Annotated in this window: 20 protein-coding genes, 1 tRNA gene and 1 riboswitch; of the genes, 12 read left to right on the forward strand and 9 right to left on the reverse strand. The window is 66.6% G+C overall.

Annotated elements, in window-relative coordinates; translation table 11 throughout:
- Positions 1–448: 448 nt before the first annotated feature.
- A complete protein-coding gene (locus tag MJ797_RS03275) occupies positions 449–820 on the forward strand; it encodes a hypothetical protein (RefSeq protein ID WP_239331682.1) in 372 nt (123 codons plus the stop codon).
- Between the two features lie 448 nt (positions 821–1,268).
- A riboswitch (cyclic di-AMP (ydaO/yuaA leader) is annotated at positions 1,269–1,439 on the forward strand.
- A 185-nt stretch (positions 1,440–1,624) separates the two neighbouring features.
- A complete protein-coding gene (locus MJ797_RS03280; RefSeq protein ID WP_239331684.1) occupies positions 1,625–2,608 on the forward strand; it encodes a C40 family peptidase in 984 nt (327 codons plus the stop codon).
- A gap of 483 nt (positions 2,609–3,091) precedes the next feature.
- On the opposite strand, the gene MJ797_RS03285 is transcribed toward MJ797_RS03280, so the two are convergent.
- Positions 3,092–3,748, reverse strand: a complete 657-nt coding sequence (locus MJ797_RS03285; protein WP_239331686.1) for a plasmid partitioning protein — start codon at positions 3,746–3,748, stop codon at positions 3,092–3,094.
- A 273-nt stretch (positions 3,749–4,021) separates the two neighbouring features.
- Here MJ797_RS03285 and MJ797_RS03290 point away from each other — a divergent pair, with 273 nt between their 5' ends.
- A complete protein-coding gene (locus tag MJ797_RS03290) occupies positions 4,022–4,537 on the forward strand; it encodes a MarR family winged helix-turn-helix transcriptional regulator (protein WP_239331688.1) in 516 nt (171 codons plus the stop codon).
- On the opposite strand, the gene MJ797_RS03295 is transcribed toward MJ797_RS03290, so the two are convergent.
- The 3 genes from MJ797_RS03295 to MJ797_RS03305 form a co-directional block, all read right to left on the reverse strand.
- A complete protein-coding gene (locus MJ797_RS03295) occupies positions 4,501–5,253 on the reverse strand; it encodes a type 1 glutamine amidotransferase (RefSeq protein WP_239331690.1) in 753 nt (250 codons plus the stop codon). The two genes, MJ797_RS03290 and MJ797_RS03295, sit on opposite strands and share 37 nt — an antisense overlap.
- Before the next feature lie 13 nt (positions 5,254–5,266).
- Positions 5,267–6,532 (reverse strand): Mur ligase family protein, encoded by a 1,266-nt coding sequence (locus tag MJ797_RS03300; protein WP_239331692.1) that lies wholly within the window; start codon positions 6,530–6,532, stop codon positions 5,267–5,269.
- Between the two features lie 116 nt (positions 6,533–6,648).
- On the reverse strand, positions 6,649–7,950 hold the full coding sequence (locus tag MJ797_RS03305; protein WP_239331694.1) for a M23 family metallopeptidase: 1,302 nt from the start codon (positions 7,948–7,950) through the stop codon (positions 6,649–6,651).
- A gap of 374 nt (positions 7,951–8,324) precedes the next feature.
- On the opposite strand from MJ797_RS03305, the gene MJ797_RS03310 reads away from it, so the two are divergent.
- The 3 genes from MJ797_RS03310 (at position 8,325) to MJ797_RS03320 (ending at position 9,500) form a co-directional block, all read left to right on the forward strand.
- Positions 8,325–8,810, forward strand: coding sequence for a tRNA adenosine deaminase-associated protein (locus tag MJ797_RS03310; protein WP_239331696.1), 486 nt, complete (start codon positions 8,325–8,327; stop codon positions 8,808–8,810).
- 43 nt (positions 8,811–8,853) lie between these two features.
- On the forward strand, positions 8,854–9,309 hold the full coding sequence (gene tadA, locus MJ797_RS03315) for a tRNA adenosine(34) deaminase TadA (RefSeq protein WP_239331776.1): 456 nt from the start codon (positions 8,854–8,856) through the stop codon (positions 9,307–9,309).
- A gap of 104 nt (positions 9,310–9,413) precedes the next feature.
- Positions 9,414–9,500 (forward strand) — tRNA-Ser (locus tag MJ797_RS03320).
- 168 nt (positions 9,501–9,668) lie between these two features.
- On the opposite strand, the gene MJ797_RS03325 is transcribed toward MJ797_RS03320, so the two are convergent.
- Positions 9,669–10,727 carry a methyltransferase domain-containing protein gene (locus tag MJ797_RS03325; RefSeq protein ID WP_239331698.1) on the reverse strand — a complete coding sequence of 353 codons (1,059 nt, stop codon included), beginning with the start codon at positions 10,725–10,727 and terminating at the stop codon, positions 9,669–9,671.
- A 505-nt stretch (positions 10,728–11,232) separates the two neighbouring features.
- Here MJ797_RS03325 and MJ797_RS03330 point away from each other — a divergent pair.
- The 3 genes from MJ797_RS03330 (at position 11,233) to MJ797_RS03340 (ending at position 13,609) form a co-directional block, all read left to right on the forward strand.
- Entirely contained in the window at positions 11,233–12,468 is a 1,236-nt protein-coding gene (locus tag MJ797_RS03330) for a helix-turn-helix domain-containing protein (RefSeq protein WP_239331700.1), read from the forward strand.
- Positions 12,469–12,891: 423 nt separating this feature from the next.
- Positions 12,892–13,113, forward strand: a complete 222-nt coding sequence (locus MJ797_RS03335) for a hypothetical protein (protein ID WP_239331702.1) — start codon at positions 12,892–12,894, stop codon at positions 13,111–13,113.
- Positions 13,114–13,141: 28 nt separating this feature from the next.
- Positions 13,142–13,609, forward strand: coding sequence for a hypothetical protein (locus tag MJ797_RS03340; protein WP_239331704.1), 468 nt, complete (start codon positions 13,142–13,144; stop codon positions 13,607–13,609).
- Between the two features lie 405 nt (positions 13,610–14,014).
- Here the strand turns inward: MJ797_RS03340 and MJ797_RS03345 are convergent, their stop codons facing one another.
- Positions 14,015–15,391 (reverse strand): aspartate aminotransferase family protein, encoded by a 1,377-nt coding sequence (locus MJ797_RS03345; protein WP_374581327.1) that lies wholly within the window; start codon positions 15,389–15,391, stop codon positions 14,015–14,017.
- Positions 15,392–16,394: 1,003 nt separating this feature from the next.
- Entirely contained in the window at positions 16,395–17,678 is a 1,284-nt protein-coding gene (locus MJ797_RS03350) for an adenylosuccinate synthase (RefSeq protein WP_239331708.1), read from the reverse strand.
- A gap of 291 nt (positions 17,679–17,969) precedes the next feature.
- On the opposite strand from MJ797_RS03350, the gene MJ797_RS03355 reads away from it, so the two are divergent.
- The 3 genes from MJ797_RS03355 to purE all read left to right on the forward strand — a co-directional run bounded on the left by MJ797_RS03355 (position 17,970) and on the right by purE (position 21,187).
- Positions 17,970–19,010: a hypothetical protein gene (locus MJ797_RS03355; RefSeq protein WP_239331710.1), complete on the forward strand. Its 1,041-nt coding sequence runs from the start codon at positions 17,970–17,972 to the stop codon at positions 19,008–19,010.
- A gap of 191 nt (positions 19,011–19,201) precedes the next feature.
- Positions 19,202–20,476 carry a phosphoribosylamine--glycine ligase gene (purD, locus tag MJ797_RS03360; RefSeq protein ID WP_239331712.1) on the forward strand — a complete coding sequence of 425 codons (1,275 nt, stop codon included), beginning with the start codon at positions 19,202–19,204 and terminating at the stop codon, positions 20,474–20,476.
- A gap of 189 nt (positions 20,477–20,665) precedes the next feature.
- Complete coding sequence (gene purE, locus MJ797_RS03365) at positions 20,666–21,187, forward strand: 5-(carboxyamino)imidazole ribonucleotide mutase (protein WP_239331714.1); 522 nt, start codon at positions 20,666–20,668, stop codon at positions 21,185–21,187.
- Positions 21,188–21,250: 63 nt separating this feature from the next.
- On the opposite strand, the gene purB is transcribed toward purE, so the two are convergent.
- Positions 21,251–22,684 carry an adenylosuccinate lyase gene (gene purB, locus MJ797_RS03370; RefSeq protein WP_239331716.1) on the reverse strand — a complete coding sequence of 478 codons (1,434 nt, stop codon included), beginning with the start codon at positions 22,682–22,684 and terminating at the stop codon, positions 21,251–21,253.
- Positions 22,685–22,796: 112 nt separating this feature from the next.
- Entirely contained in the window at positions 22,797–23,378 is a 582-nt protein-coding gene (locus MJ797_RS03375; RefSeq protein WP_239331718.1) for a hypothetical protein, read from the reverse strand.
- Positions 23,379–23,395: the final 17 nt, after the last annotated feature.

Raw genomic sequence — 23,395 nt, forward strand, 5'->3', positions numbered from 1 at the left:
ACCGGACGCGGTGGCCTCCGTTCGAACCAGCACAACCGGAACAACGCGGTGCCACAGGCCGGGCCCGGGCCATGGGAATTACCACGGCGCAGCCCCGCCGGCCCGGCTGGGATACCGCCCGTCAGGACTATACCGTGCCCAGCAGGACCGCACCGCAGCTTCGTTCGATAGCTATTTCATACTAGGAAGAACGACATATCACCCGACAGTGGGATTCACGGAGACCACGCTGTCGGCTACCGTAATCGCCTGTGTCAGGCCTTCGTGCGGGAGTTCACTGTCAACTGCCGTCCCAGCCGCAGGCTAGCGGCAGCGTACGGTTACAATCCGTTCTCAGTCGCAACGCGGGCGTGAGTGGCGATGACGAGGCCCTCCGCCGCATCCACACCATCACCTGTGACGTCGATCACGACATCCGCGACATCCACGACATCCGCGACGCGATCCGATGACCCAGCCGACATACCCGGTCCGTAGCGATCTTATCGCCGAGCTGGCGACAAGACTGGAGCAGCTCGATCAGATCCTTGGACGGCTGGAGGATGCCGAGCGGCAGGCCGCCGACGCCAGCGAGCGCCTGATGCGCACCCGGCGGTGGCAGGAGGAGACGGTCCGCGCGATCCAGGACGAGCGAGCGCAGATGCGCACCCATCAGCGGGCACTGGACGATCTCGCGGATCGCGCGCAGGCGGCCGTCGAGGCCCTGTCCGGCCAGTACCGCTCCCTGCCCCCAGAGATTCACGAACTCGCGGTCGAACTGCACGTCCTGCAGACCGCGGGCCTGCTCTCCCGCCGCGACACCCGCGCCCGGCGCCGCTGACACCGACCCGTCCCAGGCCGCGGGCATCCTCTCTCACAGCGGATTTCGGAGCGGGAAATCCCATGACGGCTGGCACAGTGCGTAATCTAGCGAGATTATTCATTAAGACAATTTTCGCTACTACATGTCAGCGATATATAGCTGTCGGCACTCAAGCACCCCCCCGTCGCCAGACCATCACCGCTATGGCGTAATGTCATCTTCCGCATCCTGTGGGTCATGGCATGGCAAGCCTCCGTCCAGGCGACCTGCCGCAGTGGCCAGCAGATCAAGATAGAGCGGCGAGTGATCGGCAAGGAGGATGGGAGGAACCGATATGGTCACTTCTGCGAGTACTCGCCGTAGTTGTGAGGGACTAGTATTTGCTGGCACCATCCTTTTGAACTAGTCTCGCGCCGACGTCACGACAACACCGGGCCGAACGCCGAATCCTGCCCACGGCCCCGGTGTCCCCTCCGAGTCGTCACCAGGGCAGGAGCGGGGGACCCATCCTCCACCGGCTGGCACCGAGCCACGGTGCCGACCTAGGGGTGAAGTGAGTCGTGTGCTGGTCGCACGGCCCACCGGGCAGCCCAGCCCGAACCCGACAGCTCACCTCGCAGGCGAACGGGAAGGATCACAGTCTTGTCTGCGCCCGATGTGCAGCTTGATCCGGCAACATGGCCATGTTCGTCGCCGACGGCGTCGCTGTCCTCGCTGCGACCTCAGGCCGAGACGCCTGGGCGTCCAGCCCGCGGCAGGCACCGTGCGCCCGCTCCGCCGTCGGCCCCCGGTCGCGTCCGGGCACGTGCCGCGGTCGCGGCGATGACAACCGGCACGGTTGCGGTGTCAGGCGTCGCGCTGGCCGGCTGCGCCCCGACCGACTCAGGGATGGACGAGACTTCGGTCAGTTCCCGGATCACCCTTGGCTCTCAGTTCGGAAGCCAGGCGTCACTCGCCGGTCTGCGCACGTCCGTTATCAACCCGGCCACCTCGGTTGGCCCGGGGTCCATCACCAGCCATGTGATCGATCAGGCTGACCTGCACCCCAAGTCGGGTGTCGCGCTCAGGGTTACTAATCCGGACGTGTCAGTACAGGCCGACCAGCCCATTGACATGGGCTTCTCCCTCGAGGACGGGACGACCCACGCGCCGTTGTCGAACCAGCTCATCAAAATTCAGGTAAAGCTGCCTGACGGCTGGGCAACATTCAAGCACCTGTATACCAACGAGCAGGGCTTTGCAAGCTACACTGCCAAGGTCCTCACCACCACACAGATCACTGCTATCTTCGACGGAACGGATGCCCTGCAGTCGGCTCGCTCCTCGAACGTTGGTACTATGACGGTGGTGCCCAGTTCGGTCCCAGCGCCTCCGGTGCAGGCCGCCAGCTCGGCCGCCGCTGCCGCACTTCGGGTATCCACCCCCGATACAGCGGATGCTACGATGCCAGTCGGCTCGCTCGGTGAAAGAGCCGTCTATCTGGCCGCGCAGCAAGCCGGCAAGCCTTATGTGTATGGTGCGGAGGGCCCCTACTCCTTCGACTGTTCCGGCCTGGTTCAGTATGTTTTCAAACAGCTCGGCCGCAGTCTCCCCCGCACCGCGGAAGAACAGTACGAAGCCACGGTCCATGTGTCGCAGTACAATAAGCAGGTCGGCGACCTCATCTTCTTTGGTACGCCGGGAAACATCTACCACATCGGCATCTATGCCGGCGGTGGCAAGATGTGGGCGGCACCAAAGTCCGGTGAAGTCGTTTCGCTCAGGGATATCTACACCACGTCATACTCAGTCGGCCGGGTCAGTTAGCGGCCAGCGGCCTCGCTCATTGACTCTTTCATCTCACTGATATGACTGACGCAGGCAGCCTCTGAAAAACATATAGCGGGTTCCGCGTATCCTCCCCCTCCGGTTACGCGTGAACCTCACCGCCAGGTCGGTGTTGTCGATATAAACACCGATCTGGCGGCCCCAAACCACAACTGGATGTCTCCAAAGACTTCCGCTGGTCGGATCGAGCCAACCCCCCCGGCTCGCAACGCCCGGCGGAACGCGGGCTTCCCCGGCCTTTCGCACTGAACCCCCCCCACAGTGCGCTTGGCCGGCGGAGGTCCTGGGCTCCCGCTGGTCGGCCGTGCCACCCCCCCCCGGCCAAGCCGGCCGGCGGGAGCCTTCTCAACGACAGCCGACGAGGCAGGTCGAGGATTGATCCGCAAATTGCTGGGATCTCCAGCTCGCTCCAGACCGAGGGCCACGCGAAAACACCATCATCGCGTGGCCCTCGGCGACCACTTAGCCCTTGATGTCCTTTGAGAATTTCCACAGCTCGCTGGTCGTGGCTTCGTTCCATTTCCGCCCTGGCGCAAGAGTCACTGGCTTGACATGGACCCGTGCAGGACACGCGGGCGGCCCGACCGTGTTCACCGTCCCGACCGCCGTAAACAGTGGTTGCTGGGCGGGGTCGAGCGGGCCGCAGGCCACCGTGAGCGCGAGGCGACCGCCCTCTCCCGCACCCCAGATGTAGATCCGGGACATATCGATGTTCGATCGCTCCTTGGCGACGTAACGGACCACGTCCCACAGATACCGCGCGTCCTTACCGTCGGTCTGCCAGTTACTGGCCACCGCCTCCGGATACACCAGGGCGAACTTCTGTTGATCAGCAAGCGCGGACGCCTTGCTGTCCTTCTCGATCGTCTTCGCGTCACTCTCGTCGTCATGCAGGACGAGGAGCAGCGGCACCGGCTTCTCGGGCTTGGCCTCGGCGTGGACCGCAAGCTCCCGTCCCGCGGACTCGTAGCCCGCCGGAATCTCGGCACGCTCGGTCTTCACCTTGGGTGAGTGATGCCCGTAGGCGAGGGCAACGACGACCACGCAAGCGGCCACCAGCACCCGTCGACGGTTCTTGCTCCACAGCTCTTTCCCGGCTTTGAGCGGATTCGACGCCACCAGACAACCGAACCACACCGAGAGCCGTTGATTCGGCAGATTCGACACGTGGCGCGGACGAGTCGGGCACCACAGCCGTGCTCTGGCACACACCTGTGCGGGTTGACGCCAACGGCGACCAGCCGGGCGGACGCGGCCAGGCGCCAGCGGCCGCTCCACGGATCCGCCGCGGCGGCCCCAGGACACCCGCTTCGCGCCGATGGTGTATCCACAAGAATCTGTAGAGATCCGAGACGCCGCGGACGGATGACATGGCGTAGGGATGAGGCCGAGGTGGACAATGAACAAGCACTCGATCATCGGGCGCTGGAGAAGATCGAGCATGAGCTGGCCGTGCTCGGCCGCCGGGCCGAACGGTTCCGCATGGCCATCGCGGACGACTCCGGCCCGCCTCTCGACCGTTCCGCCTATCTGCTTCTCAGCTATCTGTATGACCACGGCTCGGTACGGTTGACCACCCTCGGCGCGGTGTTCGCCCTCGACATCTCGACGGTGAGCCGCCAAGTCGCCGCGCTGGCCACCGAGGGGCTGGTGGAACGCGCCACCGATCCCACCGATCGCCGGGCCAGCCTGGTGACCCTGAGCGCACGCGGACGCGATCGCTACGTCGTCACCCGGGCAGCGCGGGTAACGAGCATCAGCGGCTTGGTGAGCGGCTGGGAAAAGGACGAACGCGACAGTTTCGGAACGCTTCTCGGTCGTCTCAACGCGGCGATTGCCGAACGCGACAGAGCACAGATGCCGCCACGGAGTCAGGACGCGACATCGAGAGCGCGCAGCCGCGCCTGACGCAGTAGCTGTATCTCAGCCGGCTCAGCCAGCGCCGGCAGCGGGCCGTGCACCCAGGACAGCAACAGATCGGCCAGTGCGGGGTTCTGCGCGAGGACCGGGCCGTGCAGATAGGTACCAATCACGTGGTGATCCACGATGCCGTCGGTCTGGTCTATGGTGCCGTTACCGACGCCCTTGCGTACCACGCCCAACGGCCTGCCCCGACCGCCAGCCAATCGTCGAGTGCGCCCGGCGTGGTTCTCGTAACCGAGCAGCACCGGAAGACCAAGGTCGGATGTTGGTTCCACGACGATGTCACCGACCACGCGGGGCGGCGCCGGCTGGTCAGCCGGGTCGAACGACCGGCGCGTCTCCACATCCACCAGGCCGAGCCCGTCATGCACCCCGTCGCCAGCGGGAAAGGATGCGCCGATCACCTGATAGCCAGCACACACCGCGAGGACGACAGCACCTTCGTTGACCGCTCGCAGCAGCGACGTGCTTCTGCGCAGGCCGTCAGCAGCCAGCACCTGCGGTGCGTCCTCACCCCCGCCCAGCAGGTAGATGTCGCAGCCGCCGGGCACCACCTCACCGGCCGGCACATCGATCACCTCAGCCGCCAGCCCCCGCCAACGCAGCCGCTGTGCCAACACGACCGCGTTGCCGCCGTCACCATAGGTTCCGAGCAGCTCCGGATAGATCAGAGCGATGCGGGTCGCCGAGTCGGAGATCATACCGCCATCCTGGTCATCTGGTTGTCCCCACCGGGGCGACCCGCCCCAGGATGTCACGGAAGGCGGTGTAGTTGGCGACCACGTCCACGGTCTTGTCAAAGACCGTCGCCGCCGCGCTCTCGGCGTCGGGGTGCACCGTGTGCGGAACCTCCGCATAGGCCAGCCGGACGCTCATGTCCTCCTTACGCTCGCCGGTCACCAGCACGTCGCGGCCCGCGAGCCGCTCGAACGGGACATCCCAGATCCAGGAAGGATCACGGCCGTCAGCGGTCTGGGAGTTGAAATCTATGATCACTGGGCGCGCGGGCGCCGTGTTGAGCAGCTCCATCATCTCCACCCAGCCGGCCGGGTTCTTGGCCAGCAGGAGCCGCCCGCGTACACCACTCTCACCGAGCTCGACCTCCTGATAGCGACCTTGAACGTCATCGAGACCGGTCATCGCGGCAAGCGCGTCCGCGACCTCGACCCCGAAGAGCTTCGCGGCGGCGGCGGCCATCGCCGCGTTGCCGAGGTTCACCCGCCCCGGCAGGTCGATGGAGGCCATGATGTGACGACCGAACCACAGCAGTTCGCCAGGCCCGGTGACGGCGACGATCGGCTCCGGGCGGGCCAGCCCGCAGTCGCACCACCACCCCGAAGAGTTGCGATGCAGCAGCCGAGCACACTGCGGACACACCATCGCATCCGCTGTCCAGTTCTGCCCGACCGACACCCAGATCTGGTTCGACCACCCGGACGCGGCCCAGGCGACCAGCGGGTCGTCGACGTTGGCGACCACTGTCGCGGCGGGCAGATCCGCCCCGAGCTCACGCCAGAGGCTCGCGATCCGCCGGGTCTCGTTCGACCGGTCGAGCTGGTCACGGCTGATGTTGAGCAGCACAACCGCCCGAGGAAGGATCTGCCTGGCGACCTTGGGCAACCAGATTTCGTCCACCTCAAGCACGGCGGCCGCGTCGAAGGGCGGACGGGACAACGCGGCGAGCACCCCCGGCGCCATATTCGCGCCGCCGCTGTTGCTCTTCACCGGGCCGAGGGTGCCCAGCGCGCGGGCCAGCAGCCGAGTGGTCGTGGTCTTGCCGTTGGTCCCGCTGACGCAGACCGCCATCCGGCCAGCCGCGACCTCGGCGAGGATCCGCGGGGATACCTGTAGGGCGAGCTTACCGCCGATCATCTCGCCTGATCCACGTCCCAGCCGGCGGGAGGCTGAGGACGCGAGTTTCTCCACCGCGAGCGCGGCGCGGGTCCGGGTGGAGAAGCGGCGTGGGGGTGGTGTGGTCATCGCCTCATCAGCGTGCCATGACTCGCCTCGCCTGTTACAGAGACCCCGCACATCTCCACAGGAGCCAGGCCCAGGCAGGCGCCGACGACGGTGAAGACGGTGAAGACGGGAAATCGTCAGATCCGGACATGGTGCTCGCGGAGCCAGGCCAACGGATCCACCGGGCGGTCCCCGACATGCACCTCGAAATGCAGGTGGGGGCCGGTGGAATGACCTTCGTTTCCCACCAGGGCGATCTGCTGACCAGCCGCGACGGTTCCTCCCCGGATCATGAAGACCCGCATGTGCCCGTAAACCGTCTCGACACCGTCCCCGTGCTGCAGCACAATCTCGTTCCCAAAGCCGGAGGCGGGCCCGGCGTAGAGTACATAACCGGCGGCTGCGGCCATGATGGGAGTGCCGAGTGGCGCGGCGATGTCAAGCCCGAGGTGACGCTCGGAGCCGGTGGTGGGGTTGAAACCGCGGGAGATCGTCCCGATCACCGGTGGCACCCAGCCCGACTCCACCGTATCGGCCGCGGCTGGTGGCTGCGGCGATCGCGGTGCCGCTCCGGGCGCGGGCGGATCATCCTGTGGCGGCGTTCCAGGCGCGGACCAGCTCGAAGCCGAGGGAGCTGAGGGAGCCACCGCGGGTGGCGGCAGAACAGTCCGCAGCGACATGACCCGCAGGCCCTGGACAGCTTGGCGGGCTGTGGCGGCAAGCAGCACCGGGTCCGGCGTCCCGGGGACGACGAGCGCCACCGCGCTGTCGGCGACCAGGCCGAGCGCGGCGGACCGGGATCGGTCCACCACCACCCCGACACCTGGCAGACGGATTGTTGCTAACGCACCGATCCGTAAACCAACCGGCCGGTCATGGCCGACATCGACCTGCCCGCCCAACCGCACGTCCAGCGCCGCCGCAACACTGTGCGCAACCGCGATCTCCCCATCCGCGATTCGCTGCCACAGCGCGGTGACCTCGGCAGTGCCCGCGGGAGCGACGGTACGCAGCAGGTTTGGATCAGCCCCGATCGCGCCTGTACGGCCACTTCCCACACTCACCTCGGCAAAATCGGCGACAACCGCCTCGGATGCGCCCACGGCCCGGCCGAGTCGATCGATCTCAGTCCGGGTAAGACTGCGATCAGTGGTGACGAACAGGTACGGATCGGCGCGGTGAGTCAGCGGGCCCACCGAAGCTCGGGGACCCACGAGCGCGCCGAACGCAGCCGCGACGGGCGGATGGGCGCCAGCCCGCGTCCTCAGGCTGACACTTCCCGCGCCGAGTACGCTCACGCTCACCACTGTGCCCGCCAGTAACAGCGCAGCCGCCGCGCCCGCAACCAGCGGCGGCACACCGGCCGAGCCGCGCGAACCGCGGTGGGTGCCAGCATCGGCCGCCGGAACAGCCGCCCGGACACCCGGCTGGGTCCACACCCAACGTCACCCCCGTAGTAATCTTCCAGGCCGTCGGCCGCACGAAAACAGCGCGACAGCACGATTGCGCCGTCCTTGGTGCGTTGCGTCTGCCAGTAGGCTGATCAGGTACAAGTGTGCTGCAAGGTGTGATATGACGTGCCCGATATGGGCGTCCGATGGGCGAAAGCAAGGTGACCGTCGTCCGACCGGGGCATGCCCCAGCCCGCGCGGCGGCGGACAGCGGCGGCGGACAGCCGCTCACCGGCTCCGGTGACCGCTCGGGCGGCTCCGCGGGCTGGGCGGCCACCGTGGTCGCCACAACGCCGAGCGGAGGCACGGAGCCGGGTGCTGAAGTTGGGTATGGACGCGATAGAAGGACGTGGGGGAGTTCGGTGACGCAGAGAGCCAGTGCCATCGGCCGCGAGCGCGGACGCTGGAGCGCACACGAGATCAGTCTTGACGACGCGGAAGACCTTGACGGGCTCGCGGATTTCATGCATGACATCTCCGCCGAACTCGTCATCGCCTTCATCGAGGAGGATGACGAGTACCTGGGCATTGTCCGGATCGACGGTGACACCAGTGATCCCAGGGTGTTCCTGTCCGACCATCGGGTGCTGTTCACCTCGGCGCTGGCCGATCGGCTGTTCGCGGGTGCGCTGCCGCCGGCGGGCAGTACCAACATCGACGACGAGTCCGACGACCTGCTCGCGGGCGCGACACCAGCAGGCGACATCGACTTGCTTGCGGACGTCGGCACGGATGCGGACGCCCTCCTCGAACTGATTACGGAAAAGGGGCTGCTACCCGCCGACGTCATATTCGCGATCAGTGAACGCGCTGGCTGCGCGGACATTCTGGACGAAATCGGGAACTGAGGTGGCGGCCGGACACGGCGGCGCGGCCCGGTTCGCCGACCTGATGGGTGCCGCGCTGGAAGAGGCCAGACGAGCTCTGCCCACCGGGGACGTTCCGGTGGGTGCCGTCGTGTCCGCCGCGGACGGAACCATCATCGGCCGGGGCTGTAACGCCCGGGAAGCCGACCAGGATCCGACCGCTCACGCGGAGGTGGTCGCGTTGCGCGCCGCGGCGGCGGCAGTCGGCTCATGGCGGCTGTCGGCCGCAACCCTGGTTGTCACCCTGGAACCATGCACGATGTGCGCGGGCGCGCTGGTCCTCGCCCGGGTCGGCCGGCTGGTCTACGGAGCGTATGATCCCAAGGCCGGAGCAGCCGGATCAGTGTGGGATGCCGTCCGCGACCCGCGCCTCAACCATCGCCCCGAGGTGATCACAGGCGTGCGGGAAGAGGAATGCGCACGTCTGCTCACGGACTTTTTCGCCGCCCGCCGGCTCCCGCGCCGGACATCCGATTCATGATTGACTAACAGCACCCGACCACTAAACGCGACCGGCTCACGCCGCCGCGCGCCCGCCGACAGGCAATCGCCAGCATGCCCGCCGCGTCCAGTAAGCTAGCCAGTGGTGGAGTCGCCTAGTGGCCGAGGGCGCACGCCTCGAAAGCGTGTGAGGGGGCAACCCCTCCGTGGGTTCAAATCCCACCTCCACCGCCCCTCTACCAGGCCAGTCGCACCGGCGGCCCACAGCTGAATCTGTCCGTGGATCATCCGGTCCCATTCGGTCTGTCGGTGGGCGCCGGACCATCCCGCGGGAAGATCCTTCGACTGGCTCCCCCGTGCCCATTGACGACGAACAGAATGACGGGCAACCGCCAGTGTTCACTCTCGTGTGTTTGGCGCGGGCTGATTCGGGGTGTCGAGCCAGAACGACTGGCCATTGGGCGTGACGCTGATCCCGATCCGGGTATGGCCTGGCTGGCCGGCATCGAGCCACCAGCGGTAAGCGGTCTCCAACTCGTCCCACAGCCGCCGCGGCCCGTGCTGGATGACCTCATGATCGAATCCGCCACAGTCAAGGGCGATCGAGGCCCAGGAGCCCGACGGCGCGTGCGAAAGCCGGAACGTTTCGACACCGTCGTTCTGGACACGGCGGCAATGGACCCACCTCGGACACAGCAGGCCGAGAACGAAGCCCGCCTCGTACTGCTCGAAGGGCTCACGAGGGAAGATCGTCGTCGAGCCGACCTGGAGACCGCTCGTGTCTTTCCACCAGATCGCCGGGTCGTCACGTTGCTCCCGCAGGCGCATGAAGGACGCCGCGCCGTGGAAGCGGCCATGCGCGGTCCCATCACTGCCGACGACCAGCCGCGCGAACGCCTGGCGGTCAAAACTACCGGCGACCGGCAGCACGATCACGCCGCCAGGCCGGGACTGCGCCACCCATGCGTAAGGCACCGTCACAGCGCTCACGGTCGCGATGACGCGGTCGTAAGGCGCGTTGCCGGGGTGACCGAGGGCGCCGTCGCCGGTGACGACGGTGACTGCCCGGCCAGCACGCGCCAAGGCTCGCCGCCCGTGCTCGGCGATGGCCGGGTCGACCTCAATCGTCGTAACGCGCCCCGGCGCAACCCGGTCGTCGAGCAGGGCCGCATTGTAGCCAGTGCCAGCACCGATCTCCAGAACGTCCATGCCGGCCCCGACATCGAGCAACCCGAGCATCCGCTCCGTCACCCGCGGCGCGCTGCTGGAACTCGTCGGGAACACACCCTTGTCGACGCCGAACCGGCCCGTGCCGTCGTCAGCCTGCGTAACAACCGAGTCGTCACCGTCGACCAGAGTCTGCCACCGATCCGGGTCATCACGACGATCCAGCGGACGCATCCAGCTCTCGCCGTCACGGACCCAGATCACATCAGGGATGAAGTCGGCCCGCCTCACGCCTTTCCTGATCCCTTGCACGTCCCGCACGTGACTTTCTGAACCTGCTCGCCGTCCGCCGTGCCGTCGCCGTCGGTTGTGACCACGACTGTTCCCTTGCCATCGCAGGCCGGGCAGTCCGGTGGCGGCTGCGCGTGCTTGCCCATCTGGCCCCCGTTCGCAACTGCCCCGTGCACCGTGTACAGCGCGGATGTCCGCGCTGTACACGGTAGTCGATCTGTACAACCTCCGTCACGAGATCGCTGACGGGCAAGGGGGAGTTAAGAGCGCCCGGCAATAGGGGACGCGGCGTCGCGGGGCTGGGGCACGCACCTCGCCGCGTTGTCGTCGCTCCCCACCCAACACCTCCGGTGACTCCCTCCGCAGCCTCGCGACGCACGCGCCCCAACCCCGCTCCCTGATCCGTGCCCGACACGTCGTGTGGTCTGTTTGTGCAGGTCGACCGGTTGCGCTGTGCGTGCACGTACCCTGACTACTAGGCACGCGCGGGGAGGGGTGCGAAGTGGTGGACGATCCGGGCGTTCGTCTGCGGGCTCTCCGGCTGCGGCGTGGCTTCTCCCAGGAGAGGCTGGCTGACGAGGCTGGGTTGAGCGTGTCGACGGTGCGGAAGATCGAGCAGGGTGGAAGCGCGCGGATCGAAACGCTGCGCACACTGGCCGGTGCGTTGGATACGGAGACGTCGTCGCTGTTCGGGGCACGTTCGCCTGAGCCGGTGACTGATGCGATGGAAGACGAGAAGCTGAACCTGCTGCCGCTGCGCCAGGTCCTCACGCCTGCTGTTGGCTTGATCGGCGTTTCGCGGCCGCCTGCTGGCAGGTCGGTGCGGGAATCACAGTCCCAGCTTCGAGACGCGCTGTCGAACGCGGTCCGCGTCTACCAGACTGACGACTTCGGCACGGTGGCTGCGATGTTGCCGGTGATGATCGAGGAAAGTCGCGGGCTTGTCGACGGTGCGGAGAACGATGGTGACCGGCGGGAGACGGCGCGGCTGCGGGCGGAGATTTTCCAGGTCGCGGGTTGGTTTCTGACCCAGGTACGTCAATACGATCTTGCCTATGCGGCAATTCGCGATGCGATGCGAGATGCGCTTGATTCCGAGGATCCGCTGACGGCTGCGGTGGGTGCCATCTCACAGTCATGGCTGTTTATACGTCAGGGGCGGTTCGATGATGCGGAGCGGCTTGCCCGGGAGACAGCATCGCAGGTTGAGCCGCGCCTGTCGATGGCGAGTGATGCAGAGCTGTCGGCGTGGGGATGGTTGTTGCTGCGTGGCTCGGCGGCGGCGGTGCGGAATAACCGGGTTGATGCTTCGGATGACTTCTTGTCGCTTGCCGAGGTCGCCGCGTCCAGGATCACGGGATCTGAGGCCACTGGACGATACCACCAGTATCTGACGACGTTCGGTCCGAATGTTGTGCGGATGAAGCGGGCTGAGGCTCTGATGATCGTTGATGATCCGCGTGGGGTGCTGCGTATCGCGGAGGACGTTGGCGGCATCGGTGGGAAGCTGCGGCGGTCGGACAACTACAGCCGTCATCTGCTTGACGTGGCGGCTGCGCATGCGGCGCTTCGGGACTTCGGGGATGCGGTCGACGTGCTGACGCTGCTGCTTCGCAGCGCGCCGGAGTGGCTGCGACATCAGCGCAAGGGCAAGGACATTCTGAGCACGGTTCTGCACTCGCGGAAGCGGAAGCTGAGCTCGGAGCTACGCGAGCTTGCCGACTTCATGCAGGTGCAATAGATCGTTTAGCTACCATATGGCGTGGTAGTTGCGCGTAGCGTATCGAGCAGACTACCACGCTACACGACTCGTCCCGATTACCGCTTGGCATTAGGTTCTTCGCATGGTCTCCGGGGCTGGTTGAGATGCGGAGTGGGTATAGCGGTGCGGCTGGCGGACTGGCCGGATGGTCCTCGCTGCTGGTTCCGTTTGTTGAATGGCGCGCCTTCTGTGAAGCCGTCCGAACGGAAAACCTCAGTGTTGTCCCCTCGGTTCTCGGTCATGACGGTGACGTATGAGCGTTCAGCGGGAATTCGACGATCTGACTGATTCGGGGAGTGCCGATGAGCAGAAGTGACGGTCCTGGCGAGGGCTACGACGGCAGGGACGGTTTCGGCGACGAGGACGGCTACGACGATGGCGATGGCGATGCTTGGGTGCGGGATGACGAGAACGGGTATCAATCCGGCGTTGGCGCGGCTGGTGAACACCCGAAAAGTGATCACTCCGGCGGGGGTGTGGGCGCTGGTGGTGCCCGGAGTACGAGTGGTAGCGCCGTTCGTCGGCGTCGGCGATGTGGAGCGGTATGCGGGGGATCTGGGGCTGCCATCGGGCGGGTATGCGGCGTTGCCGTTCGTGCGGCTGGGCCGGATCTCGATCCGGTGATCCCGGTGCAGCGGTCGGGGGCGGGCTCATGACGGTGGTCGTGGCGGCGGGTACGGCGGGCTGGGAGCTCGCCGTGGGGGATCTGCCGGAGCTGCGGGTGGGCTATCAGGACGGTCTGATCATCGGTCTGCTACCCGAACCGCTCGGCCCCGATTCGGACGGTCAGCAGATGATGGCGTCCGACATGGTGGATGTCGCGCCGGATGTGATGGTCGGGGCCGGTATTGGCGTCGTGCAGCTGTCGACGGTGGGCTTGGTGATGCTGCATCGGCGGTTCACGCCACTGGTGCAGTCCCGGGTGGCGTGGGCGGTGGGCATCCGATTGCGGCGGCAACGCCTGCTGGCGGGTGCGGATCCTCGGGTGGTGATGACGGGGGCACGCCCGACAGCGGATCTGGTACCGGCCGGGGTGAGCTTCTCCGGCCATCCGGTGCGGCTACGTGAGGACGACGCGGTGTCGGTGGTGGAGGTGTGGGAGGTGCTGTTCCCGGCCTGAATCGTCGCGGGGAATCCTCCCCGGCCTGACCGTATCCGCTCCGCGGAGCTGAGACGCGCGTACTCTGCCGAAAACCGGGCGACGGGGTCAAAGATCGGCATGCGGACGATGCGCTTCGTCGAAGCGACCGTGTGCGTTATCTCATCGGATCATGTCGAGATCAGTCCCGGACTTGATCGAGATCCGTCGGCGCGGTGGCCGACAACTCCCGTCAATCAACAGTAGTTGAAAGACTCCACTCGGTTACAAATCCCCAATTTGGGTCTGTGTCGGCTTTTCATACTTGTTGTCCAGCCCGGAGAGCCATCCCAGCCCCGAGACAGCCCCCACCAACGACCCAGCACCCCCGGCTCGGGGCTCTCCCCCGCTTCGGTTCTCCTGCTCGATGCGCTCGGGCGCAGCCGGTCAGGCCATGGTCTCCAGGATGGCGGCGATGTCCGCCGGCTCGGTGCACGGATTGATGATCGCGAAACGGGTCACCGTCTCCCCCTCGTGGACGGTCGGGGTGACCAACGCGAAGCCTGACTGCAGCAGCTTTTCCGTCCACTCGTAGTATGTCTGCGGCGGCCAGTTCAGACGCCGCAGAACAACCACGGAGAGCTGGGGCTCACGCACGAGCTCCACGTAGGGCAACGCCCGGATCTGCTCTGCCGCGGCACGGGCGGTGGCCAACGACTTCTCGACAGCGGCACTGTACGCACGGGTACCGTGCACGGCGAGCGAGAACCAGAAGGGCAGCCCGCGCGCCCGCCGGGACAGGCCGATCGCGTAGTCCGCCGGGTTCCAGGCGTCTGGAGACTCCAGGACCTTGAGGTAACCCGCCTTCTGCGCATGTGCCGCGCGGGCCAGCGCTGGTTCTCGGTAAATCAGCGCGCAGGCGTCGAACGGCGCGAACAACCATTTATGCGGGTCGACGATGAAAGAATCCGCCGCCGCCACGCCGGCAAAAAGATGACGGACTGATTCCGCAGCCAACGCGGCCAGCCCGTAGGCACCGTCCACATGTACCCAGATACCACGTTCACGGGCTACTTCGACAATACCTCGAATATCGTCGACAATACCGAACTGCGTGGTACCGGCTGTTGCCACGACCGCGAAGACCGTGTCCGATACAGCGGTACCGGCAAGGTCCAACGCCTTTGCCAGGGCAGCGCCGGTGAACCGTCCGTCGGGGTCCGTCGGGACAACCAGGACGTCGACGCCCATAATCCGGGCGGCGGTCTCGATCGAGGAATGTGCCTCGGAACCGCAGACGACGCGCCAAGCTATGGGCCCGGTGTTGGAACCTGCCGCCCGGTGCCTGGCCTGCTGCGCCGCGTGTCTGGCCGTGACCAGCGCGGAAAGGTTACCAACCGTCCCCCCCTGGACGAAGACACCGCCCGCCTGGAGCGGGAAACCGGCCAGCTCGGCCAGCCAGCGTAGTGCCTGGTTTTCCGCGTAGACGGCGCCGGCGCCCTCCAGCCAACTGCCCGCGTATACCGAGGAGGCTCCGACAACAAGATCGAACAGGACTGCGGCCTTGGTGGGAGCCGCCGGGATGAACGAGAGGTTGCGTGGATGATCGACCGAAATGCAGGCCCTGGACAAGAGCTTGTCGAAAAGGCCGAGCACCGCGACGCCGCCCATACCGTCGGGAGTTATGGTCTCGCCCACCGTGGCGGCGAGGTCCGCATGTGACCGGGAGCCGTCCAGCGGGACCGGATGCATACGCAGGCGCTCCCGCGCATAGTCAACAATGGCCTGAGTCAGATTCTCGCTATCCCTGTCATAACGATGCACGGAACAGAGTATAGCCAGCCACATCTGACAATAGAGGCCGAATATCACGGTGAAAATATGTGCATTTCATGTGCATTGATGCACAGCCGGAAACATGTAAAAAATAATACGGAACGAGAAGGTCCGGCGACAGGAGCACCGATCAAGGAGCGTGGCTGGGGCGCGTGCATCGCAAGGCGGCGGAGGGAGCCACCGGAGGTGATGGATCGTTCCCTCCGTCACCCGCGATCCATCCACCCAGGACGCCGCTCCTCGGCCGAGCGCTCTTACCGCCGGAGCCCCCAGCTGCCGCATTCCAGGTGTGCGGCGCGCGGCGATCGTCACGGACGCGAACCGATCCGAGCCCCCGGAACGGGGCATCCGAGCCCGTGGAACGGGGCGTGACACCCAGACGGATCATGAGGGATCAACAAAAAGTTGACCATCGACCAACTGGCCGTCAGTCAGTTGGTCGACAGCACGACCGCAGCCTTCTCAACGGGACCGGCCGAACAGCCCGGATCGGTGGCAGGCCACCGCCTGCCCTTTGACGGGTATCGGAGTGCCGATGACGGGTATCGGAGCGCCGACCGTGGGCCATGATCGCCCGCGGTCAGAGGCAGATGCTCGCTGGGTCGCCCCAGGCGCGCGAGGAGCCGCGATCGCACGCCCCGCGGCCTGCTGCTCGGCTCAGACGTCCTGCTTGCCCCGCCTGCGGAAGAGGAAACCGCCGCCAGCGATAGCGGCCAACAGGGCGATCAGCGCGAAACGCTTCATTGCGTACCTCCACGATGCGGACAAAAGGCGTTACAGAACATTCCAACACCGGCATCGCCCCTGGCGCATCGGCCATGGGACACACCAGCAATATCATCTTGAACAACGGACCGAACCCATGCGGATCGGTGGCGGACCAAGCCTGAGCATGCCATGCCCACCGCCGACAGGAGAGCAGGCAGCCCCGGATGCCGACCATCATACGGAGGCCGTTTCCCAGCCGCCGGGCAGCCCAACCGTGACGATCTCAAAGAAGATCACGAATAGATATGGTCTGATCCCGGCCGGGGCCGACCCCAACCGCTGACACCGGCGCTCCGGCCAGCTCCTCAACAGCCTTCACGTAGTCGCGAGCGGCCCGCGGCAGCTGGTCGAAGGAGGTGGCTCCCGCAATGTTCTCACCCCAGCCCGGCAGCTCATCGTAAATAGGCCTGGCGTGGTGAAACTCGGTCTGCGTCATGGGCATGTCGTCGTGACGTACACCATGAACATCATATCCGACACAGATCGGAACTCGATCAAATCCAGACAAAACATCCAATTTGGTGAGAAAAATATCAGTCAGTCCGTTCACCCGTACGGCGTAGCGGGCGATGACAGCGTCGAACCACCCGGTACGCCGCGCTCGACCGGTGGTCACACCAAACTCGCCGCCCACGGCACGGAGCTCATCGCCGACCTTGTCTGTGAGCTCTGTCGGAAACGGGCCAGAGCCGACCCGGGTCGTGTATGCCTTGCAGATACCGATCACCCGCGTGATCCGAGTCGGACCGATGCCCGAACCGGTCGCGGCCCCGCCCGCCGTCGGGTTCGACGAGGTGACAAACGGATAGGTTCCATGATCAACATCTAGCAGCGTACCCTGCGAGCCCTCCAGCAGAACAACTTTACCATCGCGTAATGCCCGATCGAGGACAAGCCCGGTATCGACGATATGCGGCCCGAGCTGGCGAGCGTATCCGGCGTACTCCTCGACGATCGCATCCGCGTCGAGAGCCCGCCGATTATAGATCTTGGTCAGTATCTGGTTCTTCTCCCGCAGCGCCAGCTCCAGCTTGGCCCGGAAGATCCCGGGATCGAGCAGATCCTGGACGCGAATCCCGGTCCGGGCGATCTTGTCACCGTAAGTCGGACCTATCCCGCGACCCGTGGTCCCGATCCGGGCCTTGCCAAGGTAACGCTCTGTAACTTTATCGAGCGCACGATGATGCGGCATGATCAAATGAGCGTCCGCGCTGATCAGCAGGCGGGATACATCGATGCCACGGGCGGTCAGCCCGTCCATCTCCTGGAGCAGGACTCCAGGATCGATCACAACACCGTTACCGATCACGGGCACACAGTCTGTCCGTAGCACACCGCTCGGAATCAGATGCAAAGCGTAGCTTTCCTCGCCGATGACAACCGTGTGTCCGGCGTTGTTACCACCCTGGTAACGGACGACGAAGTCAACCGCCCCACCAAGGAGGTCAGTCGCTTTTCCCTTGCCTTCATCGCCCCACTGGGCGCCGATGAGCACGAGCGCGGGCACCGAGCGAGGTTACCTGGCCCGCCGGCCATGGAGTGCGGAAGGCCAGCGCACCCTGATATTGATCTAGGCAGACAAGGGAGAAGCCGCGCCTTCTCCAGAGCTTCGCACGCTCCATGGCACGCCAATCAGTCAGAAAAAGAATCATGGTTCTTTCCACTTCCGGCAACCCGGGAAGATCCATAAGAGACTCAAAAAGATCATCGTGCAGGGCGCCCCAGGGCACCCGAGGTGCGCGGGGGGGCACACTTGATCGTCTAAAAGAAAGTCCTACTTGCATTACCAAGAGTTACTGTGGAGGCTGTTCTGGTAACAGGAGTAGTCGATCGGGACGGGGGTGTCACGGTGGCCGCTGTCACCGCCCGGTCCGTGCCTGCCGAAGGCTCCGGCCAGAGCACCGGCACGGCGGACGACCTGGCATCGGAGAGCGCTTCCGCCAACCGACGGCGACACGAACAAACGATCAGCAGGGAGTCGTCGGCCCATTCGCCGCATCCGTCCAACAGATCCCTATCAGCACAGCCGGTCCAGCCGCCAACGCCGGCCGGGGACCCACCTGGGAGAGGCCTGACCACACTGAATCTACCCAATACCCCCCTGCCACCAGCGCTGCGGCAACCCGACGGAGACGGCTCACCGGACAGCTCGCCACCTGTCGCGGCCGCGTCAGCCGACCCCCGGCCCGACAGCCTGGTCGGTCCGCTCACGGTTCACTGGACACCGGCGCTGCGCACCAATCTCGTTCGCCAGTCGCAGGCAGCGAGCCCGGTTATCGGTATACGGGCCTGGCCAGTCGGCTTCTCGCCCATCGGCGACCTGCTTCCCGCCACCCTGCCCGAGGTACTCAACCGCGGCAGCCATGCGGTGCGCAGCGCCAAGCAGGTCGAGGAGCAGCGCAAGGAACGCGCGGACGCCATCGCCAACTACGCGGTCGCGCAGATTGCCGAGTTCCTCGCCATCTGCGCGGCCGAGGAGCTTGCCCCGACCTTCGCGATCCGAGTGATCGCGGACCAGGAACCGGATCCACCCGCCGACGGGACGCCTCGACGCGGGCGGCGCGCCCAGCACCGAGCCTGGCCGATACTCCACTGGCGCAATCAGAGTTTCCCGTATACCGGCCGATCCCTGCACCTGTTCGTGGACTCCGCCGGGCGGACCTTCGAAAGCCGCGAGGACCCCGGGCCACGGGCTGTCCTCGGTCGCGAGGTCCGGGTGTGGCCGGTGGACGTCCACACGGTCATCGGGGCCATGGCGGAAGTCGACGCCCGGCGCTGCGCGCACCAGCTCGTCTACGCCATGGCGCACCTGCTCTGGAATGCCGGCATCAGCCTGTAACCGCCAGCTCCGCAACCGCCAGCTCCGTCCGCAAGTCCGGATGACGTGGTCGGCACGGGCGCTACCCTGTACCGCGTGCCCTTCCCCACCGACCGCGGCGCCCGCGACGCGGGCGCCGTGACCGGAGACGAGTCCGGGCGCTGCGCGCTGGCAGCCCGCCGCCGGCAAACCGGGCCGGCACGGGTGGCGAGGTGAAGATCCTCGTCGTCGGTTCGGGCGGCCGGGAACACGCGCTGTGCCGAGCGCTGGCGCGTGACCCGGCGGTGGGCTCGTTGGTCTGCGCCCCCGGTAACGCCGGCACCGCCGAGCTGGCACAACCGCATCCGCTCGATGTCACGGACCCGGGCGCAGTAGCCGACCTGGCCGAAGCCGTCCAGGCGGAGCTGACCATCATCGGCCCGGAGATCCCCCTGGTTGCCGGCGCGGCCGACAAGCTGCGAGCCAGAGGCCAACGCTGTTTCGGGCCGACCGCCGCGGCCGCGCGGCTGGAGGGCAGCAAAGCCTTCGCCAAGAACGTGATGCGCGCGGCCGGCGTTCCCACCGCATCATCACGTGATCACACCGAGGTCGAGCCCGCCCTCGCCGATCTCGACGAGTTCGGCCCGCCATACGTCGTCAAGTACGACGGTCTCGCCGCGGGCAAGGGCGTCACCGTCACCGCCGACCGGCAGGCTGCGGTCCGCGCGGTACACGCCTGCCTGCGCAATCCGGGCGACCGGGTCGTGATCGAGGAGTACCTGGACGGGCAAGAGGTCTCCCTGTTCGCGATCGTTACCGAAGCCGGAGCCGTCATTCCCCTGCTGCCCGCCCAGGACCACAAGCGGGTCGGGGACGGCGACGCCGGACCGAACACCGGCGGGATGGGCGCATATGCGCCGCTTCCGTGGGCGCCGCACGGCTTGTCCGCCCAGGTCGTCCAGACGGTTATCCAGCCCACCGTGGACGAGATGGCGCGCCGCGGCACCCCCTTCCACGGCCTTCTCTACGCCGGTCTCGCGTTGACCTCCCGCGGTGTACGGGTGATCGAGTTCAACGTCAGGTTCGGGGACCCCGAGATACAGGCAATCCTGGCCCTGCTGTCCAGCCCACTGACCGGCGTCCTGACCGGGCACCAGGCACCGGTGTGGCGGTCGGGCGCCGCGGTCACGGTCGTCGTCGCGGCGGCCGGCTATCCGCAGGCGCCGAGAGTCGGTGATCCGATCGGTGGTCTTGCCGCCGCCACTGCCCTCACCGGCGTGGACGTCCTGCATGCCGGAACCCGCCGGGACACCGATGGCAGAATCGTGTCGTCCGGCGGACGCGTACTGTGCGTCACCGCGATCGGCTCGCATCTGGAGGCCGCGAGAGGATCAGCCTACGAAGCCGTCAGCCGCATCTCCCTGGCCGGCGCACACTACCGGACCGACATCGGGGACCCGGGCCGGTTGGGCTACTCCGGACCTCCGGTCGTGCGACCCACACCATGATCGCACGACCTTCGGCCCACATCCTCCACCAGGCCTCCGGCCGTGCGACCCACCACGATCGCACGGCCTTTGGCCCACATCCTCCACCAGGCCTCCGGCCGTGCGACCCGCCACGATCGCACGGCCTTTGGCCCAGCTTGCTACTGGTAGGGGCACACCGAGAAAGTGAGTGAGCGAGCAGGTATGAACATGGCCGACCAGACCATCTCCACCGCGTTGCCGCCCAGGGTGGCCATCGTGTACGGCTCTCCCTCCGACGCGCAGACGATGAGCAAGGCAGGCGCGACGCTGGAACGTTTCGGCGTCCCCTACGAGCAGGTCTCCCTGTCAGCTCATCGCGCCCCCCACGCCCTCGCCCGGTACGTGGGTGAGCTGCGGACCCGCGGGATCGCGGTCGTCATCGCCGGGGCTGGCCTCGCCGCGGCCCTGCCCGGCGCGGTCGCCGCGCTCACGACGCTGCCCGTGATCGGCGTCCCGATCTCGGGTGGTGCGCTGGACGGTATGGACGCCCTGCTCGCCATTGCGCAGATGCCACCCGGCGTCCCCGTCGCCACGGTCGGGCTGAACAACTCCACGAACGCGGCCGTGCTGGCTACCCAGATCCTCGCGCTGAGCGACCCGGACCTACGCATCCTGCTCACCGCGTTCAAGGACGACTTCGAAAAGGCCGCGGCCGCGGGCCTCGCGGAGATGCTGCCCCCCAGCGGCTGACCGCATGGCGAGCAACCAAACTGATCAACACTGGACAGCCGCTGAACAGCCCGCTGGGACGGGTCACAGGATGGGCGCGGGAAGGTACCCCGCGGCGTCGGGGTAGCGACGTACTACGTCGTCAACACGGGTGTGGAAGTCCGCGACCTGCGCTTGGGCCGCGCCCGTGAAGGCAAGCGGCTCGGCCAGCACCGACGACAGCTCGGCGGCATCCAGCCCCAGCCGCTCATCGCTGGCGAGCCGCTTCATCAAATCGTTGTGGTCAGCTCCCTTCTCCCGCATCGCGAGGGCGACCGCGACCGCATGCTCACGGATGACCTCGTGGGCGGTCTCCCGCCCGGCCCCACGGCGCACCGCCGCCATCAGGACCTTGGTCGTGGCCAGGAACGGCAGGTTGCGGTCCAGCTCCCGGGCGATCACCGCAGGGTAGGCCCCGAAGTCGTCGAGGACGGTGAGAAAGGTCTCGTAGAGTCCGTCCGCGGCGAAGAAGGCGCCCGGAAGAGCCACCCTGCGCACGACCGAACAGGACACGTCCCCCTCGTTCCACTGGTTCCCGGCAAGCTCACCGGTCATGGCCGTGAACCCGCGCAGCACCACGGCCAGGCCACTGACTCGCTCGCACGAACGCGTGTTCATCTTGTGCGGCATCGCCGACGAGCCCACCTGACCGGCGGCGAAACCCTCGGTAGCCAGTTCATGGCCGGCCATCAGCCGGATGGTCACCGCGAGACTCGCCGGCGCCGCCACCGCCTGCGCCAGCGCGCTGAGGACGTCGAAGTCCAGCGACCGCGGGTAGACCTGCCCGACGCTGGTCAGCACCCGTCCGAAGCCGAGAAACTCCGCGATCCGCCGTTCCAGCTCGGCCAGTTTCGCCGGATCCGCGTCCAGCAGGTCGAGCATGTCCTGGCCGGTCCCGACCGGGCCCTTCATCCCACGCAGCGGATAGCGGGCAAGCAGCTCCTCGACCCGCTCAAAGGCGACGAGCAGCTCCTGCCCGGCCGAAGCGAAGCGTTTGCCGAGCGTGGTGGCCTGTGCGGGGACGTTGTGGCTGCGTCCGGTCAGCACCAGTGTGTCGTATTCGGCGGCCAAGCGCCCGAGGCGGGCCAGCGCCGCGACCATGCGCCTCTGGATCAACAACAACGAGCCGCGTACCTGGAGCTGTTCGACATTCTCGGTAAGATCCCGCGATGTCATGCCCTTGTGTATGTGCTCATGGCCGGCAAGAGCGTTGAACTCCTCGATCCGGGCCTTCACGTCATGCCGGCGGATTCGCTCCCGGCGCGCGATCGAATCGAGATCAACGTCGGGGAGAACCCGCTCATAGTCCTCGATCACCCCCGCGGGGACGTCGAGGCCCAGGTCCCGCTGGGCGCGCAGCACCGCCAGCCACAACCTGCGTTCCTGGACAACCTTGTTCGCTGGTGACCACAGGTCGGTCAGCTCAGCCGAGGCATAGCGGGTCGCCAGGACGTCAGGGATCACATACTCGGTCGCCATACAGGCCATCGTGCCCCACCCCGGGTCCGGATCCCCAGCGCCGGATCCCGCCGCCGGATCTCTGAGCGACCGGATCTTTCAAGGTCCGTACGGTCAGGATTCGTACGGTCAGTCAGTGGATGAGGACCTCCAAGATGATCATTAGGAAACCGAGCGCCGCGCTGCTGCCCGCATAGCACACCAGGCGCCAGCCGACCAGCCGAGAGGCCCGGCCGGCCACCGTGCTCCAGATCCCGAGCAGGACCACCGACGTCCACAAGGCCGCCTGCTGGGCGCCCTCCACCGTGGCACCCTCCCCGGCGGCGATGGCCAGCACCGCCATCGGCGGCACGGCCGCCTGCACGATCGGCCAGTGCTCAGCCAGTGCCGCGCGGACCTCACGCAGCGACAGTCCCGCGCCTGTACTGAGCCGGCTGCTGATGACGCGCGCGTAGCCGTGCGCGAGCCAGAAGACGGCGACGGTCACGGCGACCGTCAACGCGATCTCGTAGCTCTGGGTCTGCTGCGGATCCTCGGCCGCGACGACGGCCGCGACGAGAATCGTCCCGTAGATGGCGTTTGCGGGGTCGCCGGTCGGCAGGATCAGCCAGCGGGCGATACCCCGACGCCACGCCGGCACCCCGGCAGCGACAGCCGGCCCAGCCACCTCGGTGTGGGCGTCCGCGGATGGCAGCGGCGATTGTCGCTCCGTCACGATCCCCCTTACGACAA

It is taken from the genome of Protofrankia sp. CiP3 (genome assembly GCF_917627345.1).
In the GTDB taxonomy this organism is placed as follows: domain Bacteria; phylum Actinomycetota; class Actinomycetes; order Frankiales; family Frankiaceae; genus Protofrankia.